The 18,008-nt window shown below is 72.1% G+C and carries 16 protein-coding genes; 7 read left to right on the forward strand and 9 right to left on the reverse strand.

Features of this window, described 5'->3' with window-relative positions:
- Positions 1-14: 14 nt before the first annotated feature.
- The 5 genes from ACF1CT_RS29845 to ACF1CT_RS29865 form a co-directional block, all read right to left on the reverse strand.
- Positions 15-1,124 (reverse strand): hypothetical protein, encoded by a 1,110-nt coding sequence (locus ACF1CT_RS29845; RefSeq protein ID WP_391787117.1) that lies wholly within the window; start codon positions 1,122-1,124, stop codon positions 15-17.
- Between the two features lie 271 nt (positions 1,125-1,395).
- Positions 1,396-1,806, reverse strand: a complete 411-nt coding sequence (locus ACF1CT_RS29850; protein ID WP_391787082.1) for a hypothetical protein — start codon at positions 1,804-1,806, stop codon at positions 1,396-1,398.
- A gap of 131 nt (positions 1,807-1,937) precedes the next feature.
- A complete protein-coding gene (locus ACF1CT_RS29855) occupies positions 1,938-3,149 on the reverse strand; it encodes a pyridoxal phosphate-dependent aminotransferase (protein ID WP_391787083.1) in 1,212 nt (403 codons plus the stop codon).
- A gap of 347 nt (positions 3,150-3,496) precedes the next feature.
- Positions 3,497-4,429 (reverse strand): arylamine N-acetyltransferase, encoded by a 933-nt coding sequence (locus ACF1CT_RS29860; protein ID WP_391787084.1) that lies wholly within the window; start codon positions 4,427-4,429, stop codon positions 3,497-3,499.
- A 110-nt stretch (positions 4,430-4,539) separates the two neighbouring features.
- Positions 4,540-5,421: an NAD(P)-dependent oxidoreductase gene (locus ACF1CT_RS29865; RefSeq protein WP_391787085.1), complete on the reverse strand. Its 882-nt coding sequence runs from the start codon at positions 5,419-5,421 to the stop codon at positions 4,540-4,542.
- 96 nt (positions 5,422-5,517) lie between these two features.
- Between ACF1CT_RS29865 and ACF1CT_RS29870 the strand changes: the two genes are divergently transcribed.
- From ACF1CT_RS29870 to ACF1CT_RS29880, 3 genes are all read left to right on the forward strand, one after another.
- Positions 5,518-5,973 carry a winged helix-turn-helix transcriptional regulator gene (locus ACF1CT_RS29870; RefSeq protein WP_391787118.1) on the forward strand — a complete coding sequence of 152 codons (456 nt, stop codon included), beginning with the start codon at positions 5,518-5,520 and terminating at the stop codon, positions 5,971-5,973.
- A 15-nt stretch (positions 5,974-5,988) separates the two neighbouring features.
- The gene (locus ACF1CT_RS29875) at positions 5,989-6,855 is read left to right on the forward strand and encodes a GyrI-like domain-containing protein (RefSeq protein WP_391787086.1); all 867 of its coding nucleotides are present in this window, start codon (positions 5,989-5,991) and stop codon (positions 6,853-6,855) included.
- A gap of 304 nt (positions 6,856-7,159) precedes the next feature.
- A complete protein-coding gene (locus ACF1CT_RS29880) occupies positions 7,160-8,050 on the forward strand; it encodes a serine protease (protein ID WP_391787087.1) in 891 nt (296 codons plus the stop codon).
- A 129-nt stretch (positions 8,051-8,179) separates the two neighbouring features.
- On the opposite strand, the gene ACF1CT_RS29885 is transcribed toward ACF1CT_RS29880, so the two are convergent.
- Positions 8,180-9,133: a TetR/AcrR family transcriptional regulator gene (locus ACF1CT_RS29885; protein ID WP_391787088.1), complete on the reverse strand. Its 954-nt coding sequence runs from the start codon at positions 9,131-9,133 to the stop codon at positions 8,180-8,182.
- 86 nt (positions 9,134-9,219) lie between these two features.
- On the opposite strand from ACF1CT_RS29885, the gene ACF1CT_RS29890 reads away from it, so the two are divergent.
- Positions 9,220-10,062 carry a siderophore-interacting protein gene (locus ACF1CT_RS29890; RefSeq protein WP_391787089.1) on the forward strand — a complete coding sequence of 281 codons (843 nt, stop codon included), beginning with the start codon at positions 9,220-9,222 and terminating at the stop codon, positions 10,060-10,062.
- Between the two features lie 190 nt (positions 10,063-10,252).
- On the opposite strand, the gene ACF1CT_RS29895 is transcribed toward ACF1CT_RS29890, so the two are convergent.
- Positions 10,253-11,890, reverse strand: coding sequence for an amidohydrolase family protein (locus tag ACF1CT_RS29895; protein WP_391787090.1), 1,638 nt, complete (start codon positions 11,888-11,890; stop codon positions 10,253-10,255).
- Positions 11,891-12,026: 136 nt separating this feature from the next.
- Positions 12,027-13,319 (reverse strand): alanine racemase, encoded by a 1,293-nt coding sequence (locus ACF1CT_RS29900; protein WP_391787091.1) that lies wholly within the window; start codon positions 13,317-13,319, stop codon positions 12,027-12,029.
- A 354-nt stretch (positions 13,320-13,673) separates the two neighbouring features.
- Here ACF1CT_RS29900 and ACF1CT_RS29905 point away from each other — a divergent pair, with 354 nt between their 5' ends.
- The 3 genes from ACF1CT_RS29905 (at position 13,674) to ACF1CT_RS29915 (ending at position 16,026) form a co-directional block, all read left to right on the forward strand.
- On the forward strand, positions 13,674-14,723 hold the full coding sequence (locus ACF1CT_RS29905) for a sugar kinase (protein WP_391787092.1): 1,050 nt from the start codon (positions 13,674-13,676) through the stop codon (positions 14,721-14,723).
- A gap of 118 nt (positions 14,724-14,841) precedes the next feature.
- A complete protein-coding gene (locus ACF1CT_RS29910) occupies positions 14,842-15,600 on the forward strand; it encodes an IclR family transcriptional regulator (protein WP_391787093.1) in 759 nt (252 codons plus the stop codon).
- A 6-nt stretch (positions 15,601-15,606) separates the two neighbouring features.
- Positions 15,607-16,026: a RidA family protein gene (locus ACF1CT_RS29915; protein WP_391787094.1), complete on the forward strand. Its 420-nt coding sequence runs from the start codon at positions 15,607-15,609 to the stop codon at positions 16,024-16,026.
- 259 nt (positions 16,027-16,285) lie between these two features.
- Here ACF1CT_RS29915 and ACF1CT_RS29920 read toward each other — a convergent pair whose 3' ends face one another.
- On the reverse strand, positions 16,286-17,953 hold the full coding sequence (locus tag ACF1CT_RS29920; protein WP_391787119.1) for a chitinase: 1,668 nt from the start codon (positions 17,951-17,953) through the stop codon (positions 16,286-16,288).
- Positions 17,954-18,008: the final 55 nt, after the last annotated feature.

Genomic DNA, 18,008 nt, shown 5'->3' on the forward strand with positions numbered 1-18,008 from the left:
GAGGGGTCGGGTCGTCAGCCGCGGGTCCGCCGGGCCATCGCGCGCAGCACCGCGGCGGTGGGCACGGGCGCCTGGCGGACCCCGGTCAGCTGTCGGTCGATGTAGTCGGTGTGGCCGGCGGTGGCGACGGTGAACTCGGCCGCGGCCCCCTGGGGGCGGAACCCGTGCCGCACCGCGAGATCGCGCAACCTCGGGTCGACGGAGAGCAGTTCGCCCAGCTCCCGGCCGGTTGCGGTAAGCGGTACGAGGGTGTGGTCGCTGGAGACGGTGGTGTCGGGGTAGAGCACGACCAGGTCCCCGACGTCCTGGTGCTGGATCAGGAGGGAGGCGACCTGCGACTCGTACACCAGGACCAGGGGATTGCCGACCCCGCTGATGAAGTCCCTGAACGGGGCGTCGCTGCCGCTCTGTTGCGCGCCCTGCACCTGGATCAGCTTGCGCAGCAGCGGGGCGGTGCGGTCGACGGCGGCCCCGTCCGCGGCGACCCGGCCGCCGTCGGCGACGTACGAGGCGGCGGCGAGGTAGAGCGCGCCGGAGTTGGAGGCGACGGGGTCGGTGCTGGTGATGTAGACCGTTCCGGTCAACTCGGCATGCTTTTCCGTACCTTTGAGCTGTTGCCAGGTCCGGTCGGCCTGTGCGGCACCGAGATACGGCCGCATCAGCAGCTTGCCGCTGGACGTGCCGTCGAGCGTCGCCAGACCGTTGCCCGCCAGCACCTGCGCGGCGGCGCGGTGGGCGACGACGACGAGCGGCGAGTAGAACGGCCTGAGCGGGCCGCCGGGCACGGACGACTTGCTTCGCAGCTCGTCGGCCGGGGCCTTCGAGCCGGGGAACGCGAAATCGTAGCCCTTGAGGGGGAAGCGGTTCATGTCCCAGGACCCGGACGTCTCCGCCTTCACGGTGAACCCCTTGGCGGCGAGGGCCTTCACCACGTCGGGGTCGGCGAAGAACTCGGCCTTCTCCGACCCGATCACTCCGCGCACGGTCCTCGTTGCCGTGCCCGTGCCTGTGCCCTTGCTGTCGCGGCCCGCTGCGACGGCCATTGCCACTCCGCCGATCAGCAGCACCGCCAGGACGATTCCCACGATGCGTCTCACATCCGCAGCCTGCTTGCGGAAACCCACATTCCACACGGAGTCGGGTGGACGGCAGGTGAAGTAACTATCGCAGTACGCAACGGCGTTGAACGGGGACGGGAGCGGGAACGGAAGCGGGAACGGAAGCGGGGACGGGAGCGGGGACGGGAACGGGAGTGGTGACGGGAGCTTCCGCTTCAGGTCCGGGGGCGGTGGATCCGGGCTTTCGCTGTCCGGTCCGGGGTGGGTTGTGGCCCCCGGGGCCCGGTTGGGTGGCGCCCGGTCCGCGGCCGGGTGTCGCGGCCGGGGACCGGGGCCGTCAGAGGGCGCCGACCAGCCGCGGCGGAGCGGCGGGGGCGGTCGCGGCGGCCAGCGCCGCCGTGTGGGCGTCCATCCGCTCGGCCGCGAGGATGGCGGCGACCGTGTCGGCGCGGGATGCCGCCACCACCAGGGCGCGGCCCGCGAGGGCGTGCGCGCGGCGGTGCAGCGCGTGCGCGGGTGCGTCGGTCCGGCCGGCGTGCCGGGTCGGCGGTGCGCCGCGCAACCTGGCCACCTGCTCGGCGATGCGGTCGCCCGCCGCGCCGAGCCCCAGCTCGTCGGTGACCGCGAGCAGCGCGGCCAGGTGCCCGGCGAGCTGGATGTCCAGCTCCTCCTCGCGGGAACGGTGCGGGAAGTCGCCGGCGTGGTCGGCCGGTGTGTGGACCGATTTGGTGCGGATCGGTTCGTACATGGATGGCCTCCTGGTATTGCTGTGGAACCATCCTACATTGGATTTAGTCTAAAGTTGTCTGCGATCGAGCCGGGGGTGGGATGCGGTGAATCCGGACCGCTCGTGATCGGGCCGGGACCGGTTCGGAGGCCTCAGGGCTGGCCGTATCCGTCCAGGAAGTGCGCGATCCGGTTCACCGCGTCCGTCAGGTCCTCGGTCGAGGGCAGCGTCACGACCCGGAAGTGATCGGGCTCCGGCCAGTTGAACCCGGTGCCGTGCACGACCATGATCTTCTCGGCCCGCAGCAGATCCAGCACCATCTGCCGGTCGTCCTTGATCTTGTAGACCTTGGGGTCGAGGCGCGGGAAGAGGTACAGCGCCCCCTTCGGCTTCACGCACGTCACGCCCGGAATCCGGGTCAGCAGCTCGTACGCGGTGTCCCGCTGCTCCAGGATCCGCCCCCCGGGCAGCACCAGATCGTCGATCGACTGCCGCCCGCCGAGGGCGGTGGCCACGGCATGCTGCGACGGCATGTTGGCGCAGAGCCGCATGTTGGCGAGGATCGTCAGCCCCTCGATGTACGAGGAGGCGTGCGCCTTCGGGCCGCAGACCGCCAGCCAGCCCGACCGGTAGCCGGCCACCCGGTAGTTCTTGGAGAGCCCGTTGAAGGTGAGCACCATCAGGTCGGGGGCGATCGTCGCGGTGGGGGTGTGGGTCGCTCCGTCGTACAGGATCCGGTCGTAGATCTCGTCGGAGCAGACGACCAACTGGTGTCGCCGGGCGATCTCGGTGAGCCCGCGCAGCATCTCGTCGTCGTAGACCGCACCCGTCGGATTGTTCGGGTTGATGATCACGATCGCCTTGGTGCGGTCGGTGATCCTGCGCTCGATGTCGGCGAGGTCCGGCATCCAGTCGGCCTGTTCGTCGCAGCGGTAGTGCACCGCCGTGCCGCCGGCCAGCGACACCGACGCCGTCCACAGCGGATAGTCCGGGGCGGGCACGAGGACCTCGTCGCCGTCGTCGAGCAGGGCCTGCATCGACATCTGGATCAGTTCGGAGACGCCGTTGCCCAGGTAGACGTCCTCCACATCGAGGTCGATCCCCTTGGTCTCGTAGTGCTGTGTCACCGCCCGCCGCGCGGACAGCAGCCCCTTCGCGTCGCCGTAGCCGTGCGCCCCGGCGAGGTTGCGCAGTATGTCCTCAAGGATCTCGGGCGGGCATCCGAACCCGAACGCGGCGGGGTTGCCGGTGTTCAGCTTGAGGATGCGGTGACCGGCCGCCTCCAGCCGCATCGCCTCCTCCAGCACCGGGCCCCGGATCTCGTAGCAGACGTTGGCGAGCTTCGTGGACTGGATGACCTGCATGTCCCGGAGCTTACGACCGCCCCTCCCCGACTGCCCGGGCTTCCGCGCCGGGCTGCCCCGCACGGGTGGTCCGGTGCCGCCGTCCCGTCTTCCATAGCCATGCGCCCCCGCCCCCGGACCGTGGGATTGCCGGTCGGGGGCCGGGGCGGGGCTTGGAATGGGCCGGAACGGGGACGTGACCCACACGGACGGGTGAGATCCGCCACGTGTCCGCCACGTGTCTGCCGCGTCTTCGCCATGTGTTCGCCGCGTGCCCGCCCCGCGAAGGGGCACGGTGCCGCCGGGCGGGTGGTGCCGACATGCGGGCGCCGGGGGCCCGACGGCGCGACGGGGTGTCGCGCCCCGGCTCACTCCGGCAGCCGGGTGCCCTCCGGGAGGCGGATGCCGAAGTCCCGCGCCAGCACCCGGAGCACCTCGTCGTCGTCCGCCAGCACCCGTTCCCGGCGCGTGCCGTCGTTCGCCGTGGTTGTCAGCGTGCGTCCGGCCAGCGACAGATGGGCGTCCGGGGCGGTGCGCTGGGCGTACACCCGGTGCCGGAACGGAGAGCGCGGGTTGGTCGCCATGTGCCAGTTGATCACCTCGTAGTCCGGCGCCTCGAACGGCTCCTGGGTGAAGACGTACTGGGGCTCCCAGGTCCCGTCGGCGGTCCGCGACTGAAGTTCCCACAGTTCGAGCGGTCCCTCGTACGGCGGGTTCACGAGCCGGTGGCGGCGCGGGGCGTCGTGCAGTTCCGCGTCCGCGACCAGCGGGATCGGTTCCAGCAGCGAGCCGACCGCCCCGAAGCCGACATCGGCCAGATACGGGACGGGCCCGCCGCCCGGGACCTCGACCCGCATCAGCATGTGGGTGCGCGGCCGCACGTCCCCGGGCCCCGCCCCCAGCACCACCCGCGCGCAGAGCAGCGTGACGCGGAACCCGAGGGCTCGCAGCGCGGCCGTGAGCAGGGTGTTCTGCTCGTAGCAGTAGCCGCCCCGTCCGCCGCGCACCAGTTTCGCCTCCAGGTCGGCGAGTGCGAGCGAGGGGACGGTGCCCAGCACGGGGTCCAGGTTCTCGAACGGGATGCCCGTCGCGTGGGCCCGGTGCACCGAGCGGAGCAGCTCCGGGGTGGGCCGTCGGTCCCCGGTCAGACCGATGCGGTCGAGGTAGGCGTCGAGGTCGGGGCCGGGACCGGAGCCAGGGCCAGGGCCGGGGCCGGGGCCGGGCGCTGTGGGTCCGGCGGGATCGGACGGATCGGACGGATCGGTGGAATCGTCGGGATCGGCTGCGCGGTCGGATGCCATGCGCCGACCGTACGCAATTGGGCGGGGGCCGGACGCGACAGGGCGGGGGCCGTACGTGACGGGGCGGGGCCGTACGTGACGGGGTGGGGGCCGGCCGCGATCGGGCGGACTCAGCGGACCAGCAGATCGACGACCCCGGTCGTCCCCTCGTCGCCCCGTCCGTCCGCGAGCAGGCGCTCCAGGAGGGCCAGGTAAGGGGTGAGGAGTTCGGAACGCACCCCCTGGTCCTCGGCCGTGCGCAACAGCGTGGCACTGCCCGCGACCTGCATGGCGAGGTTGGACGCCACTTCGCGCGTGTAGTCGCCGTCGGCGAGCTGGGCGGCGGTCAGGTGCACCGAGCCGGACATGGCGACGAGCCAGTCGGCGAGCAGCGGGGCGAACGCCGTCGGTCCGATGTTCTCCTTCCGGATCAGCGCGAAGGCGTGGGAGACCCCGGCGAACATGCCGGTCATCGCACTGAGCAGGGCCACGTCGTGCAAGGCGGCGAAGCCGGCGTCCTCGCCGACGTAGCGGGCGCCCGCCGGACGGGTCAGGGCCTCCCGGTGGGTGTCGAAGAGCGCCCGGGACCCGCTGTAGAAGACATAGGCGCCGGAGGAGGGCGCGCCGATCATCGGCGGGACCGCCATGATCCCGCCGTCCAGGAAGCGCGCCCCGCGCTCGTGGACCAGGGCGGCGTGTGCCCGGGCCCGGTCGGGCGTGCCCGTGGTGAGGTCGACCAGGTCCTTGCCCGTCAGGTCTGCGTCGGCGAGTACCGCGTCGACGGAGGCACCGTCGAGCAGGCAGACGACCACGAGCCGGTTCGCCGCCACGGCCTCGGCGGCGGTCCGGGCGACGGTCGCGCCCTCGGCGGCGAGCGGTTCGGCCCGGCCGGGAGTGCGGTTCCAGACGGTGAGCGGGTGCCCGGCCGTGAGCCAGGCGCGGGCGAGCGCGGTACCCATGGCACCGAGTCCGAGAAGGGTGAGACCGGGCTTGTCGAAGGTGTGGTGAGACATGCCGATTACGCTCGCCGCAAGCCCGGAAACCATCAAGTACCCACTTGCGAGTGGGTGGTTACCACCGGGTCAGTGAGCAGGTGGGAGGGGTGGACCATGGGAACGGTGCGCAGGCCGGGGGCGTACGTCTGCGGGATCGACGCGGCGATGGACGTGATCGGCGGCAAGTGGAAGGTGCTGATCCTCTGGGCGCTGAGCGAGCGGGTGTGCCGCTTCGGCGAGTTGCGCCGACTGGTGCCCGGCATCACGGAGAAGGTGCTCACGTCGCATCTGCGAGAGCTTGAGGAGGACGGCATCGTGCACCGCGAGGTGTACGGGGAGGTGCCGCCGCGCGTGGAGTACTCGCTGACGCCGCTCGGCGTCGGGCTCGACGAGGCACTGAAGCCACTCGGTGCCTGGGGACGGGAGAACATCCTCCCGGGCACGCGGTCCGACCGCTCGCCCGAGCCGGGCGTGCCGCGTTCCGGGAGCGGTGGGCCGGGCACCCGACCGGGCCGGGCACGGACTGCCGGGTCCGGCGAGGGGCGCACTTCCTCACGTGACTGCTCGTAAGGGAAGGAGCCCGGGATGCTGGAACGGCTGAATCAAGCCATGGAGCACATCGAGGAGCACCTCGATCAGCGGATCGAGGCGGCCGAGTTGGCGCGGATCGCGATGACGTCGGAGTACCACTTCCGGCGGATGTTCTCGGCGCTTGCCGGGATGCCGCTGTCGGAGTACATCCGGCGCAGGCGGCTCACGTTCGCCGGGGCCGAGGTGCTGGCGGGGGACCGGACGCTGCTGGATGTCGCGGTGCGCCACGGCTACGGCTCGGGGGAGGCGTTCGCGCGGGCGTTCCGTGCCATGCACGGCGTCGGCCCCGGTGAGGCCCGGCGGACCGGTGCGGTTCTGCGGTCCCAGCCCCGGATGTCCTTCCGGCTCGTTGTCGAAGGGAGCAGCAGTATGCGGTACCGGATCGTGGAGAAGGAAGCCTTCCGTGTGGTGGGAAGGAAGGCACGGGTCCCCCTGGTGCACGAGGGCGCGAACCCGGCCATCGCCGAGTTCGTCCGGGGCCTCGACAAGGACACCGTGCGACGCGTCGGGGAGCTGTCCGACCAGGAACCGCGGGGAATCGTCGGCGTCAGCGACGATCTCGCCGCGAGCCGTGCGGAGGGGACCGAACTCGACTACTACCACGGTGTGGTGACGGGCGTCGACGCCCCGGAGGACCTGGACGCGCTGGAGGTACCGGCGGGTTCCTGGGCCGTGTTCGAGAGCTCCGGGCCGTTCCCGCAGGCCCTCCAGTACCTGTGGCGGGACGTGTTCACCCAGTGGTTCCCGTCCAATCCGTACCGGAGCAGGCCGGGGCCCGAGATCCTGCGCACCCGGCTGTCCCAGGACGGCGCCCGGGCGGATGCCGAGCTCTGGATCCCGGTGGAGCACACCACGCGGTGACGCCGGAACGGCCGTGAGGGCGGGCCATCCGGTGCCCGACGGTCCGGTGCCCGACGGTCCGAGGTCCGACGGTCCGAGGTCCGAGGTCCGAGGTACGAAGGTCTGCGGTCCGAGGTCCGACGGTCTGCGGTCCGGTGGACGGATGCCCGGGTCGGGTGGCCGGGTCGGTTGGCCAGGTCGGTTGGCCGGAAACCGCCCCTTGTGGGGGTCACCTCCGTACGCAAACATGCGCATGTCAAACCGAAGGAACTTCGGTTGCCGGGGTCACTGAGGCCCCGCGCATGTCACTGGAGGGGACCCCCACATGAAGAAGCCTCTCATCGGTGCGCTCTTCGCCGTACTGCTCCTCGGGGCGGGAATCGCACCCGCCGCCGCGGCCACCGGCCACGACGCGGCGACGGCCGGCGCAGCCGGGACGAAGGTCCGGGCAGCGACCGAGGCCAAGCTCAAGGCCAAGCCCAAGGCGGTCAATTTCGCCGGGACGGTGGCGCTCAGCAACTGTTCCGGCTCCGTGGTCCGCACGCCCGACTCCCAGCCGTCCGATCCCGCGCTCGTGCTCTCCAACGGGCACTGCATGGAGACCGGATTCCCGGCGCCGGGCACGGTCGTGGTCGACCAGCCGTCCAGTCGCAGCTTCACCCTGCTGAATTCCTCGGGCAGTGGCGTCGGCACCCTGCGAGCGAGCAAGATCGCGTACGGGACGATGACCGACACCGACATATCGGTGTACCAACTCACCAGCACCTACGCCCAGATCGAGAGCAGCTACGGCATCAAGGCGCTGGAGCTCAACGCCGCACACCCCGTCCAGGGCACCGCGATCACGGTCGTCTCCGGATACTGGAAGCGCACGTACTCCTGCAACATGGACGGGTTCGTCTACCGCCTGAAGGAGGGCGCGTGGACCTGGAAGGACTCGATCCGTTACACCTCCGCCTGCCAGACCATCGGCGGCACGTCCGGCTCCCCGGTGGTCGACAACGCGACGGGCAAGGTCGTCGCCGTCAACAACACCGGTAACGAGGACGGACAGCAGTGCACGGACAACAACCCGTGCGAGGTGGACGAGAACGGCAACGTGACGGTGCGCGAGGGCATCAACTACGCCCAGCAGACCTACGGCATCGTGCCGTGCATCGGAGCCGGCAACGCGTTCGACCTGAACCGTGCGGGGTGCGCGCTGCCCAAGCCGTGAACGGGTGAACCGCCCGTCACCGTGAAGCCGTGGAACGGGTGAACCGCCCGCTTCTGCGAAGCGGACGCATGACGCGGCGCCGTGAACCGGTGCACGAAGCGTCGCCGTGACCGCCCGTCCGACGGGCGGTCACGGCGATGTCGTGTGCGGTGATGCCGCGCCCCCGCGGGCGCGGATCGCCTCCGCGCGCCGGATCGCCGCCTCGATCCCGTCGAGCAGCACGCCGAGGCCGACGGCGAGCGTCCCCCGCGCCTCGCGCTCCAGGTAGGGCGTCGCCCCCGCGTCCCCTCCGATGTCGAGCGGAGCCGCCCCCGCGTCCCCTCCATCGGCGAGTGGCGTCGCCCCCGCGTCCCTTCCGTCGCTCCCGGTGTCCTCGGCCGAGGGCGGCCGGGGGGCGCTGTCGTGCTCCATCGCGCTCAGGGCCGGCCAGCGGTCCGCGAAGTCGGGCGCCACCTCGCCGAGCAGCGCCGAGCGCGCGAACCACCACGCCTCGTCCGACTCGCCCGTCACCGCCGCCGCCTGCCGCGCCTCGGCGACCGTCGCGGCGCAGCCGCGTACGAGGTGGGTCAGCGTACCGACCAGCCGCCGCACGAGCGGGGCGTCGAGCCCGGTGCCGTTCAGCAGGCGCACGAGCGTGTCCAGCGCGGCGTACTCGTGCGGACCGAGGACCGGGCGGGCCTGCGAGACCTGGAGCACCCAGGGGTGGCGCAGCAGGAACACGAGAGTGTCCCGCGCCCACGCGGTCAGGCCGGCCCGCCAGTCGGCGGCGTCCGCGTACGCGTCGGCCCCGGGGAGTTCGACGTGGACCGCGTCGTACATCAGGTCCAGCAGCTCGCCCTTGCCGGGGACGTACGTGTACAGCGCCATCGCCGTACGGCCCAGCCGTTCGCCCACCGTGCGCATCGAGAGCGCGGCCATGCCCTCCTCGTCGGCGACGGCGATCGCGGCGGTGACGATCGTGTCCACGCTCAGGCCCGGACGGGGCCCCGGGGCACGGCCCCGGCGCGGCCGGTCGGGCCGCCCGCCGCGCCAGAGCAGGGACATGGAGCGACGGGCGTCGCCCTGTCCGGCAAAGACCACCACTTGCAACTCCTTACGGCGTAAAGTAACTTCGCCTCGTCGATTTCAATTCCTTACGCCATAAACTATCAGGAGAGGCCGGTGCCGCGATGGGCCAGGTGTTGCCCGTGTCGTACGTGCGGGTCGTGGGCGTGGAGCGGGTCACTCCGCGGGTCGCACGCGTCTCCTTCGACGGGGACGCGATGGCGGAGATCCTGGAGGACCGCCCCGACCAGCAGATGAAACTCTGCTTCCCGGGGCCGGGCCAGGACGCGCCCCGGCTGCCGGAGCCGGACGCCGACGACACGTACGGCATGCGGTGGTACGAGGCGTACCTCGCGATCCCCGAGTCCGAACGCCCGCTCATGCGGAGCTTCACGGTGCGCGGGTACGACCGCGCGGCCGGGCTGATGACCGTCGACTTCGTGCTCCACGGCGACGACGGCCCCGCCGCCCGCTGGGGCCGGGCGGCGTGCCCCGGGGACGTCCTCGGCATGGTCGGCCCGTCGTCGGCCTATGCCCGGCCGTTGCCCGCCGCCGACTGGCTGCTGCTGGCCGGTGACGAGACGGCGCTCCCCGCGATCGGCACGCTCCTGGAGTCGCTCCCGGCCGGTGCGCGGGCGGTGGTGTACGCCGAGGTCGCCGACGAGGCCGAACAGCAGGTGCTCGGTTCGCCGGGCGAGGTGACCGTCCACTGGGTGCACCGTGACCGGGGCGGAACACTGGTGGACGCGGTCCGGTCCGCCGGACTGCCCGCCGGTGCCGGGGCCGCATGGCTGGCGGGCGAGGCGGCGGCGGTACGGGCACTGCGCCGCCACCTGGTGGAGGAGCGCGGACTGCCCCGGGCCGCCGTGGAGTTCAGCGGTTACTGGCGGGCGAAGCTCACCCAGGACGACGCACCGACCGAGGAGGACCTGGCCTGGGCGCGGGAACGGGCGGGGCAGGAGCCGTAGGCGCCACGGGCGGCGGATGCCGTGGGCGGGTTCCGTGGGTGGCGGTGCCGTGGGTGGGTGGGAGAGGGAACCGTGGGTTCCCGGACCGTCCCGGGAGACGGTTCCGGAAGGCGGTTCGGGACGGCGGTTCGGGACGGCGGCTCCGGAAGACAAATCCGGGTGACGGTTCCGGAAGACGGATCCGGGGGCCTCACAGGCTTCGGGCGCGTCCCGCTCCGCGTACGGTCCTGCCCGCCAGCACCTGGGTCCGGCGACCGTCCTCGATGACGAATCGGCCGTCGATCAGGACGTGCGGGATGCCGACCGGCAGGGTGCGCGGGCGCTCGAACGTCGAGCCCGCCGCCACCGTCGCCGGGTCGAAGAGGACCAGGTCGGCACGGAAGCCCTCGCGGACCTGCCCGCGGTCGGCCAGCCGCAGTCGCCGTGCCGGGCGGCCGGTGAGCCGGGCGACGCACTCCTCCAGCGACAGGACGCCCAACTCCCTCACGTACCGTCCGAGATAGTGCGGGAACGTGCCGTACGCGCGGGGGTGGGGCTTGTCGCCCTGGAGGATGCCGTCGCTGCCGGCGGTGTGCACCCGGTGCCGCATGATCCGCCGGACGTTCTCCTCGTGCCCCACGTGCTGGAGGATCGTGGAGCCGAGCCGGTCGTCGACGAGCAGCCGGCGGGCGGTCGCCCAGGGGGCCTCGCCGCGCAGCCGGGCCGACTCGGCCACCGTGCGGCCCACGTGGCCGGCGAGGCCGGGCACGGTGACGCCCGAGATCTCGATCGTGTCCCACTCGATCGGCACGCCGTGGCAGCCGTCCGACCCGACCACCTCCATGTCGTGCCGTATCCGCTCCGCCGTCGCGTCGTCCGCGAGACGGGCGAGAACCGCCTCCGGACCGCCCTCGCTCGCCCAGCTCGGCAGCATCGCGACCAGGGTCGTGCAGCCGGGGGTGTACGGGTAGCTGTCGAGGGAGATGTCGGCGCCCGCGTCGAGGGCCGCGTCGAGCAGCGCGAGCAACTCCGGCGCCCGGCCCTCGTTCACGCCGAAGTTCATGGTGGCGTGGGCGAGATGGAGGGCGCAGCCCGCGTTCCGGGTGAGCCGCACCATCTCCTCGTACGCGGCGAGCGCGCCCGCCCCGTACGAGCGGTGGTGAGGGCAGTAGTAGCCGCCGTACCGGGCCACCACCCGGCACAGTTCGGTGAGTTCGGCGTCGTCCGCGTACATGCCGGGGGTGTAGGTGAGGCCGGAGGACATGCCGACCGCGCCGTCCGTCATGCCCTGCGCCACGAGCCCCTTCATCCGGGTCAGTTCGGCATCGGTGGGCGGGCGGTCCTCCCAGCCCATCGCGTACATCCGGACCGTGCCCTGCGGGACGAGGTACGCCGCGTTGACCGCGATGCCCCGGCCGTCGAAACCGTGGTCCAGACGGTCCAGGTACTCGCCGACCGTACGCCAGTCGAAGTCGATGCCCGGGTCCTCGGGCCCGCCGCCGTTCCAGCCGGCGATGGCGCGGCGGACCTCGGCCAGTGTCCGGTCGTCGACCGGGGCGTACGACAGACCGTCCTGACCGAGGACTTCGAGCGTCACACCCTGCGCGGCCTTGGCGCTGTGGTCGGGGTCGCGGAGCAGCGCCAGGTCGCTGTGCGCGTGCATGTCGATGAAGCCGGGGGCGAGGGCGAGCCCGTCGGCGTCGAGGACCCGACGGCCGGACGGACGCGGCCCGGGGGCGTGCTCGGGGCGGATATCGGCGATCCGGCCGCCGTCGATCGTCACGTCGGCGCGGCGGCCGGGGGCTCCGGTGCCGTCGATGACGTATGCGTCGCGGATGACCAGGTCCATGGGGATCGCCTTCCGGGCTGTCCGGGGATCGGAAGCGAGGGATCAAGGGATGGTGAAAGAGGGAGAGAGGGAGAGAGGAGAGGGGAGAAGGAGCAGGAGGGAGGAAAGGAGGGAGGGGAGGGGGAGGGCGCCGGGATCAGAAGAACGTGCGGATGTAGTCCGTGACCGTGCCGTCCGCCGCCACCAGCGGAATCAGCTGCCACTTGTCGAAGCTGGTGCACGGGTGCGACAGCCCCATCCCGACCCAGTCGCCGACCTCCAGCTCGGCACCGGGCTCGGTGCGCACCCAGGTGTGCTGGTCGGACAGGCCGCTGACCGTGATGCCCGTCGCGGGCCGGACCGTTCCGTCGCGGCCCGAGCGGACCACCTGGGCCTGCGGCAGGTCGAGGTCGTACGCCGCGTCCCGCTTGCCCGCGTTCAGGAACGCCTGCTCGGCGGAGGGGCGGGAGACGACCTGCGCCCAGAGCCGGAAGGCGGGGCGCAGGGCGCCCTCCCCGGGAACGCGGTTGAAGGGGGTGAGGTGGCGGTAGTGGCCGTCGTCGTGCGAGACGTACGCCCCCGAGCGCAGCAGCTTCAGCACCGGGCCGGACAGATCGGGAATCCCGGCGAACACGTCCGCGACCGCGTCGAACCAGGCGCTGCCGCCCGCGCTGATCACGATGCCGTCGTCCGCCGCGCCCGACGCCGCGAACCTGCCCGCCCGGTCGAAGGAGACGGCAAGCGCGACCAGGCGCCTCAGCCACTCCCGCACCCGCTCTCCGGACGCGTCCGGTACCTCTCCCTCGTAACCGGCGACCCCCACCAGGCGCAGTGTGCCCGTCGCAGCCACCGCGTCGGCGACCGCCGCGCAATCGGCCTCGGTGCGGGCGCCGGTGCGCGCGCCCTCGCCCGCGCCCAGCTCCACGACCACGTCCACCGGCCGGGAGGCGCCCGCCGCCCGCAGCGCCTCGTCCATCAGCTCGACGCCCCGCGCCGAGTCCACGTAGCAGACGAAACGGAACTCCGGGTCGCGGTCCAGCTCGCCGGCCAGCCAGCGCAGGGCCGCGGCGTCGACCAGCTCGTTGGCCAGGAAGATCCGCTGGACGCCGTACGCCCGGTAGACACGCGCCTGGTGCGGCACGGCCGCGGTGATGCCCCACGCGCCGTGCTCAAGCTGGCGGTCGAAGAGCTGCGGGGACATGGACGTCTTGCCGTGCGGGGCGAAGGCGAGCCCATGGCGTTCGGCGTACGACTCCAGCAGCACGAGGTTGTGCTCGACCGACTCCGCAGACAGGGCGAGTACCGGGGTGGTGAAGCCTCCCGTGAAGAGATCGCGCCGTTCGGCGGCGAGAGCGCCGACGGTCAGTCCCTCCGCGTCGGGCGGGAGCGCCTTGAAGCGGTGGTCGACCAGCTCGTCGGCGAGCCGGGCTGCGGGGCGGTCGGCGGCCAAGGGTGCCTCCTCGATCGAAGGGTCGTCGCAGCCGAAGCCGCTGTTGCATCATATGCAACGCTCATTGCGTATAACGCTCGGGGCTGTCTAACATCCGAGCCGACGCCGGGTCAATGGCCGGGAACCGGCGTCCCGACCCGTTCGGCCGCCACCGAACTCCCGGTACGCGCGGCCGGTCCGTCCACCGCCACCCCGCGACACACGCTCCGCACCTCCGAGAACCACCGAACCGCCGAGAACCACTGAACCGCCGAGAGCCGCCGAGCCACTCGAACCACCGCACCGCCCGAACCACGCGCACCGCCCCGACCCGTCCACACCGTCCGAACCCGTCGACCACGCGAGGAGCCCCGAGTGTCCGGAATCCCGGCCAGGACCGCCGACCCCCGCACGTCCGCCGAGGTCGTCTGCCTCGGCGAGTCCATGGTGACGTTCCTCCCGTCGCGGCCCGGACGCCTCGCCGACGTCCCGTCCTTCGGCCGCGCCGTCGGAGGCGCCGAGTCGAACGTCGCCTGCGCGCTGGCGGGGGCCGGACACCGGGTGGCCTGGGTGAGCAGGGTCGGCGCGGACGGATTCGGCGACCACCTCGTCGAGACCGTCACCGGGTACGGGGTCGACACCTCCGCCGTGCGCCGCGACCCGGCACGGCCGACCGGGATCTACTTCCGCACCGCGACGGACCGGGCCACCGACGTGCACGAGGTCGCCTACTACCGGGCCGGGTCCGCCGCCTCCGCGATGTCCCCGGACAACGTTCCGTACGAGGCCCTGCCCACGACCCGGATCCTGCACCTGTCCGGCATCACGGCGGCGCTCTCCGCCGGCTGCCTGGCCCTGCTCCACGAACTGACCGCACACCGCCCCGACCGCCCGCTCGTCTCCTTCGACGTCAACCACCGGCCGGGCCTGTGGCGCGACGCCGCCACGGGCCCCGGCGTGCTGCTGGAACTGGCCCGCCGCTGCGACCTGGTCTTCGTCGGCGAGGACGAGGCGGAGGCTGCCTGGGGCGTGGAAGGCGGTGCCGAGGCGATCCGCGCGGCACTCCCGGAACCCGGGACCCTGGTCGTGAAGCGCGGGTCCGAGGGGGCCACCGTCTTCTCGTCCTCCACCGACGCGGTCACCACCGTGCCCGCCCTCCGCGTCGATGTCGTCGCGCCCGTCGGGGCCGGTGACGCCTTCGCCGCCGGGTTCCTCTCCGCCACCCTCCGGGACCTTCCGCTGCGCGACCGGGTGCGGCACGGCCACCTCATGGCCGCCGCCGTGCTCACCGTCCCCGGCGACTTCACCGACCCGCCGCCCCGCGCCCGCGCCGACGCCCTCGCCGCGCTGGACGACGCGGCCTGGGGGAGACTTCGACTCGGCCCCGGCTGGACGGGGGACGACCAGGAGGTACGTACGACGTGAACGACCGCGACGAGCGCACGGGCGACGACCGGTACCCGGGGAGCGCCCGGCGAACGGACACGAGGGGCGTTTTTGGCGGCGACCGGACCAGGACCGGCGAGAGCAGTGGGGCCCGCGCATGAGCCAGACCGTCGACCGGGCACTGAACATCCTGCCCCTGCTGGCCCGGGGCCCCGCCGACCTCGGGCAGGTGGCCGAGCGCCTCGGCGTCCACAAGTCCACCGCCCTGCGCCTCCTTCGTACCCTTCACGAACACGGACTCGTCTACCGGCAGCAGGACCACCGCTACCGGCTCGGCGCCCGCCTCTTCGCCCTCGCGCAGGAAGCCGTCGAGAGCCTCGACGTCCGCGAGATCGCCCACCCCCACCTCGCCGAACTCAACGAGAGCTGCGGTCACACCGTGCATCTCGCGGTGTACGAGGAGAACGAGGTCCTCTACATCGACAAGGTCGAGAGCCGCTATCCGGTCCGGATGTACTCCCGGATCGGAAAACCGGTGGCGATCACCGTCGCCGCCGTCGCGAAGCTGCTCCTCGCCGACCTCCCCGAGCCCGAGCGGCGCGCCGTCGCCGAGAGGCTCGACTACCCCATGTACACGTCCCGTTCGACCCCGAACGCCGGCGCCTTCCTCAAGGAGCTCGCCGCCGTACGCGAACAGGGCTGGGCCACCGACCTCGGTGGCCACGAGGAGTCCATCAACTGTGTCGGCGCCCCCGTCCGGGGCGCGGACGGGCGTGTCGTCGCCGCGATGTCGGTCTCCGCGCCCAACGTCGTCGTCACGGCGGAGGAACTCCTCACCCTGCTCCCGCTGGTGCGGCGCACCGCCGACACCATCAGCCGGGAGTACTCCGGCAGCAACCACCCCAGGAGAGCCTGAACAGTCATGACCGAGAAGACCGCGCTCACCCCGAGCACCCACACCACCCCGCCCGCGAAGTTCTCGCACGGGGTGAAGAAGGGGAACATCCTCCAGGTCGCCGGACAGGTCGGCTTCCTCCCCGCCGACCACACCGGGTCCGGCCAGGCCCCCACACCCGCCGGACCGACGCTGCGCGAGCAGACCCTCCAGACCTTCGCCAACGTCAAGGCGATCCTGGAGGAGGGCGGTGCGAGCTGGGACGACGTGATGATGATGCGCGTCTACCTCACGGACGTGGACCACTTCGCCGAGATGAACGAGATCTACAACGCCTACTTCGCCGACCAGGACCTGAAGGCGCCGCCGGCCGCCCGCACCACGGTCTACGTCGGCCTCCCCAAGGGCCTCCTCATCGAGATCGACGCCCTCGCGGTCCTCGGCTGAGAGCCCGGTCGGAGGCCACCCGGCAGGCTCCGCCCCCACGACGCCGACGGCGCCCCGCCCCTACGGGACGGGGCGCCGTGCTGTATACGGGGCGGGGCGCCGTGCTGTGTACGGGGCGGGGCGCCGTCGCTCCGGACGTGCGCAGTGCCGTCGGACGTGCGGCAGCGCCGCCGGGGGAGCGGCGGCGCTGCCGGTCATGCGTGCCGTACGGCCCGGTCGGTGCCCCGTCCCGCATCACCGGGCGGGGCACCGGTCCGGGTTACGGCAGGCCGTGGACGTGCGGGGCCACCGCGTTCGACCAGGCGTTGCCCGACTTGGCGTCCCAGGCGGTCGACCAGGTCATCGCACCGCGGATGCCCGGGTACGTCTTCGAGGGCTTGAAGGAACCGCAGTTGATGCCCGAGGCCAGGCAGTCCAGGGCCGCGTTCACGACCGACGGGGAGACGTAGCCGCCGCCCGCGGCGCTGGTGGAGGCGGGGACGCCGAGACCGACCTGGGACGGGTCGAGGCCGCCCTCAAGCTGGATGCAGGCGAGCGCGGTGAGGAAGTCCACCGAGCCCTGCGAGTAGACCTTGCCGTCGCAGCCGAGCATCGCACCGCTGTTGTAGTACTGCATGTTGACGACGGTCAGGATGTCCTTGATGTTGAGCGCCGTCTTGAAGTACTCGCCCCCGGTCGACTGCATGTCGATGGTCTGCGGGGCCATCGTGATGACGAGGCCGGAACCGACCTTCTGCGACAGGGAGCGCAGCGCCTTCGTCATGTACGTGGAGTTGAGGCCGTTCTCCAGGTCGATGTCGACGCCGTTGAAGCCGTACTCCTGGATGAGCGAGTAGAGCGAGTTGGCGAAGTTGTTGGCCGAGGCGTCGCTGTTGACGGAGACGGTGCCCTTCTCGCCGCCGACCGAGATGATGACGTTCTTCCCGGCGGCCTGCTTCGCCTTGACGTCTGCCTTGAACTGGTCGACGGTGTAGCCGTTCAGACCCGCCGTGTCCAGGTTGAAGGTGACGGCGCCGGGCGTGCCCGTGGCATCGGCGAACGAGACCGCGATGATGTCGTAGTTCGCGGGCACGTCGCTGAGCTTCTGCACGGTCGCGCCGTTGTTGAAGTTCTGCCAGTAGCCGGTCACGGCGTGCTTCGGAACGGACGTGCCGGGAATCGGGGTGCCGCCGCCCTCCTTGGCCGTACGGCCGCTCACGGCGGCGGACTTGACGGACTCACCGGCCTCGTTGGTGGCGCTCACCGTGAACTGGTACGCCGTGTCGGCGGCAAGTCCGGTGACGGTGGCGGAGGTTCCGGTGGTCGTGGTGGCCTTGGCGCCGTCCCGGTAGACGGTGTAGCCGGTGGCGCCGGACACCGCGTTCCAGGACAGGGCCACGGAGGAGGTCGTGGTCGCACCGACCGACAGGCCGGCCGGCGTTCCGGGGACCTGAGGCGTCTCGGGTCCGCCGCCACCGCCGTCGGGGCCGTTGACCGAGAAGTCGTCCACCAGATAGGCGGCCTGCCCGTACCAGCCGTGCGTGTACACCGTGACCGAGGTGGTGCTCGGGCCGGTCTTGAAGCTGGTCGTGAGCTGGGTCCAGGCGGAGGAGCCCGGGGACCAGGTCGACACGTCCGTCGTGCCGGTGCCGCTCGCGCCGAGGTAGGCGTAGCCGCCCTGCACCCACGCGCCGAGCGTGTACGTCGAGTCGGGCTTCACCGCCACGGTCTGCGAGCACATGGCGTTGTCCTGCCCGGCCGGGGTGGCCTTCAGGGCGCCGGTGCCGCCGTGCACGGGGGAGGAGACGACGGCGCCGGTGCCCCCGGAACATGACCAGTTGGCGAGCCCCGACTCGAAGCCGGGGTTCTTGGCCACGTTGATGTCGGCGGCCTGGGCACTGCCGACGAGGCCGGTGGCGGTCAGCGCGCCGGCCGCGAGGACGGCCATCGCCGCGCCGAGGAGCGGGCGGGTGTGGCGCCTGCGGATTCTGTGTCCGCTGACG

It is taken from the genome of Streptomyces sp. NPDC014734, from assembly GCF_043083325.1.
Classification (GTDB): Bacteria; Actinomycetota; Actinomycetes; order Streptomycetales; family Streptomycetaceae; genus Streptomyces.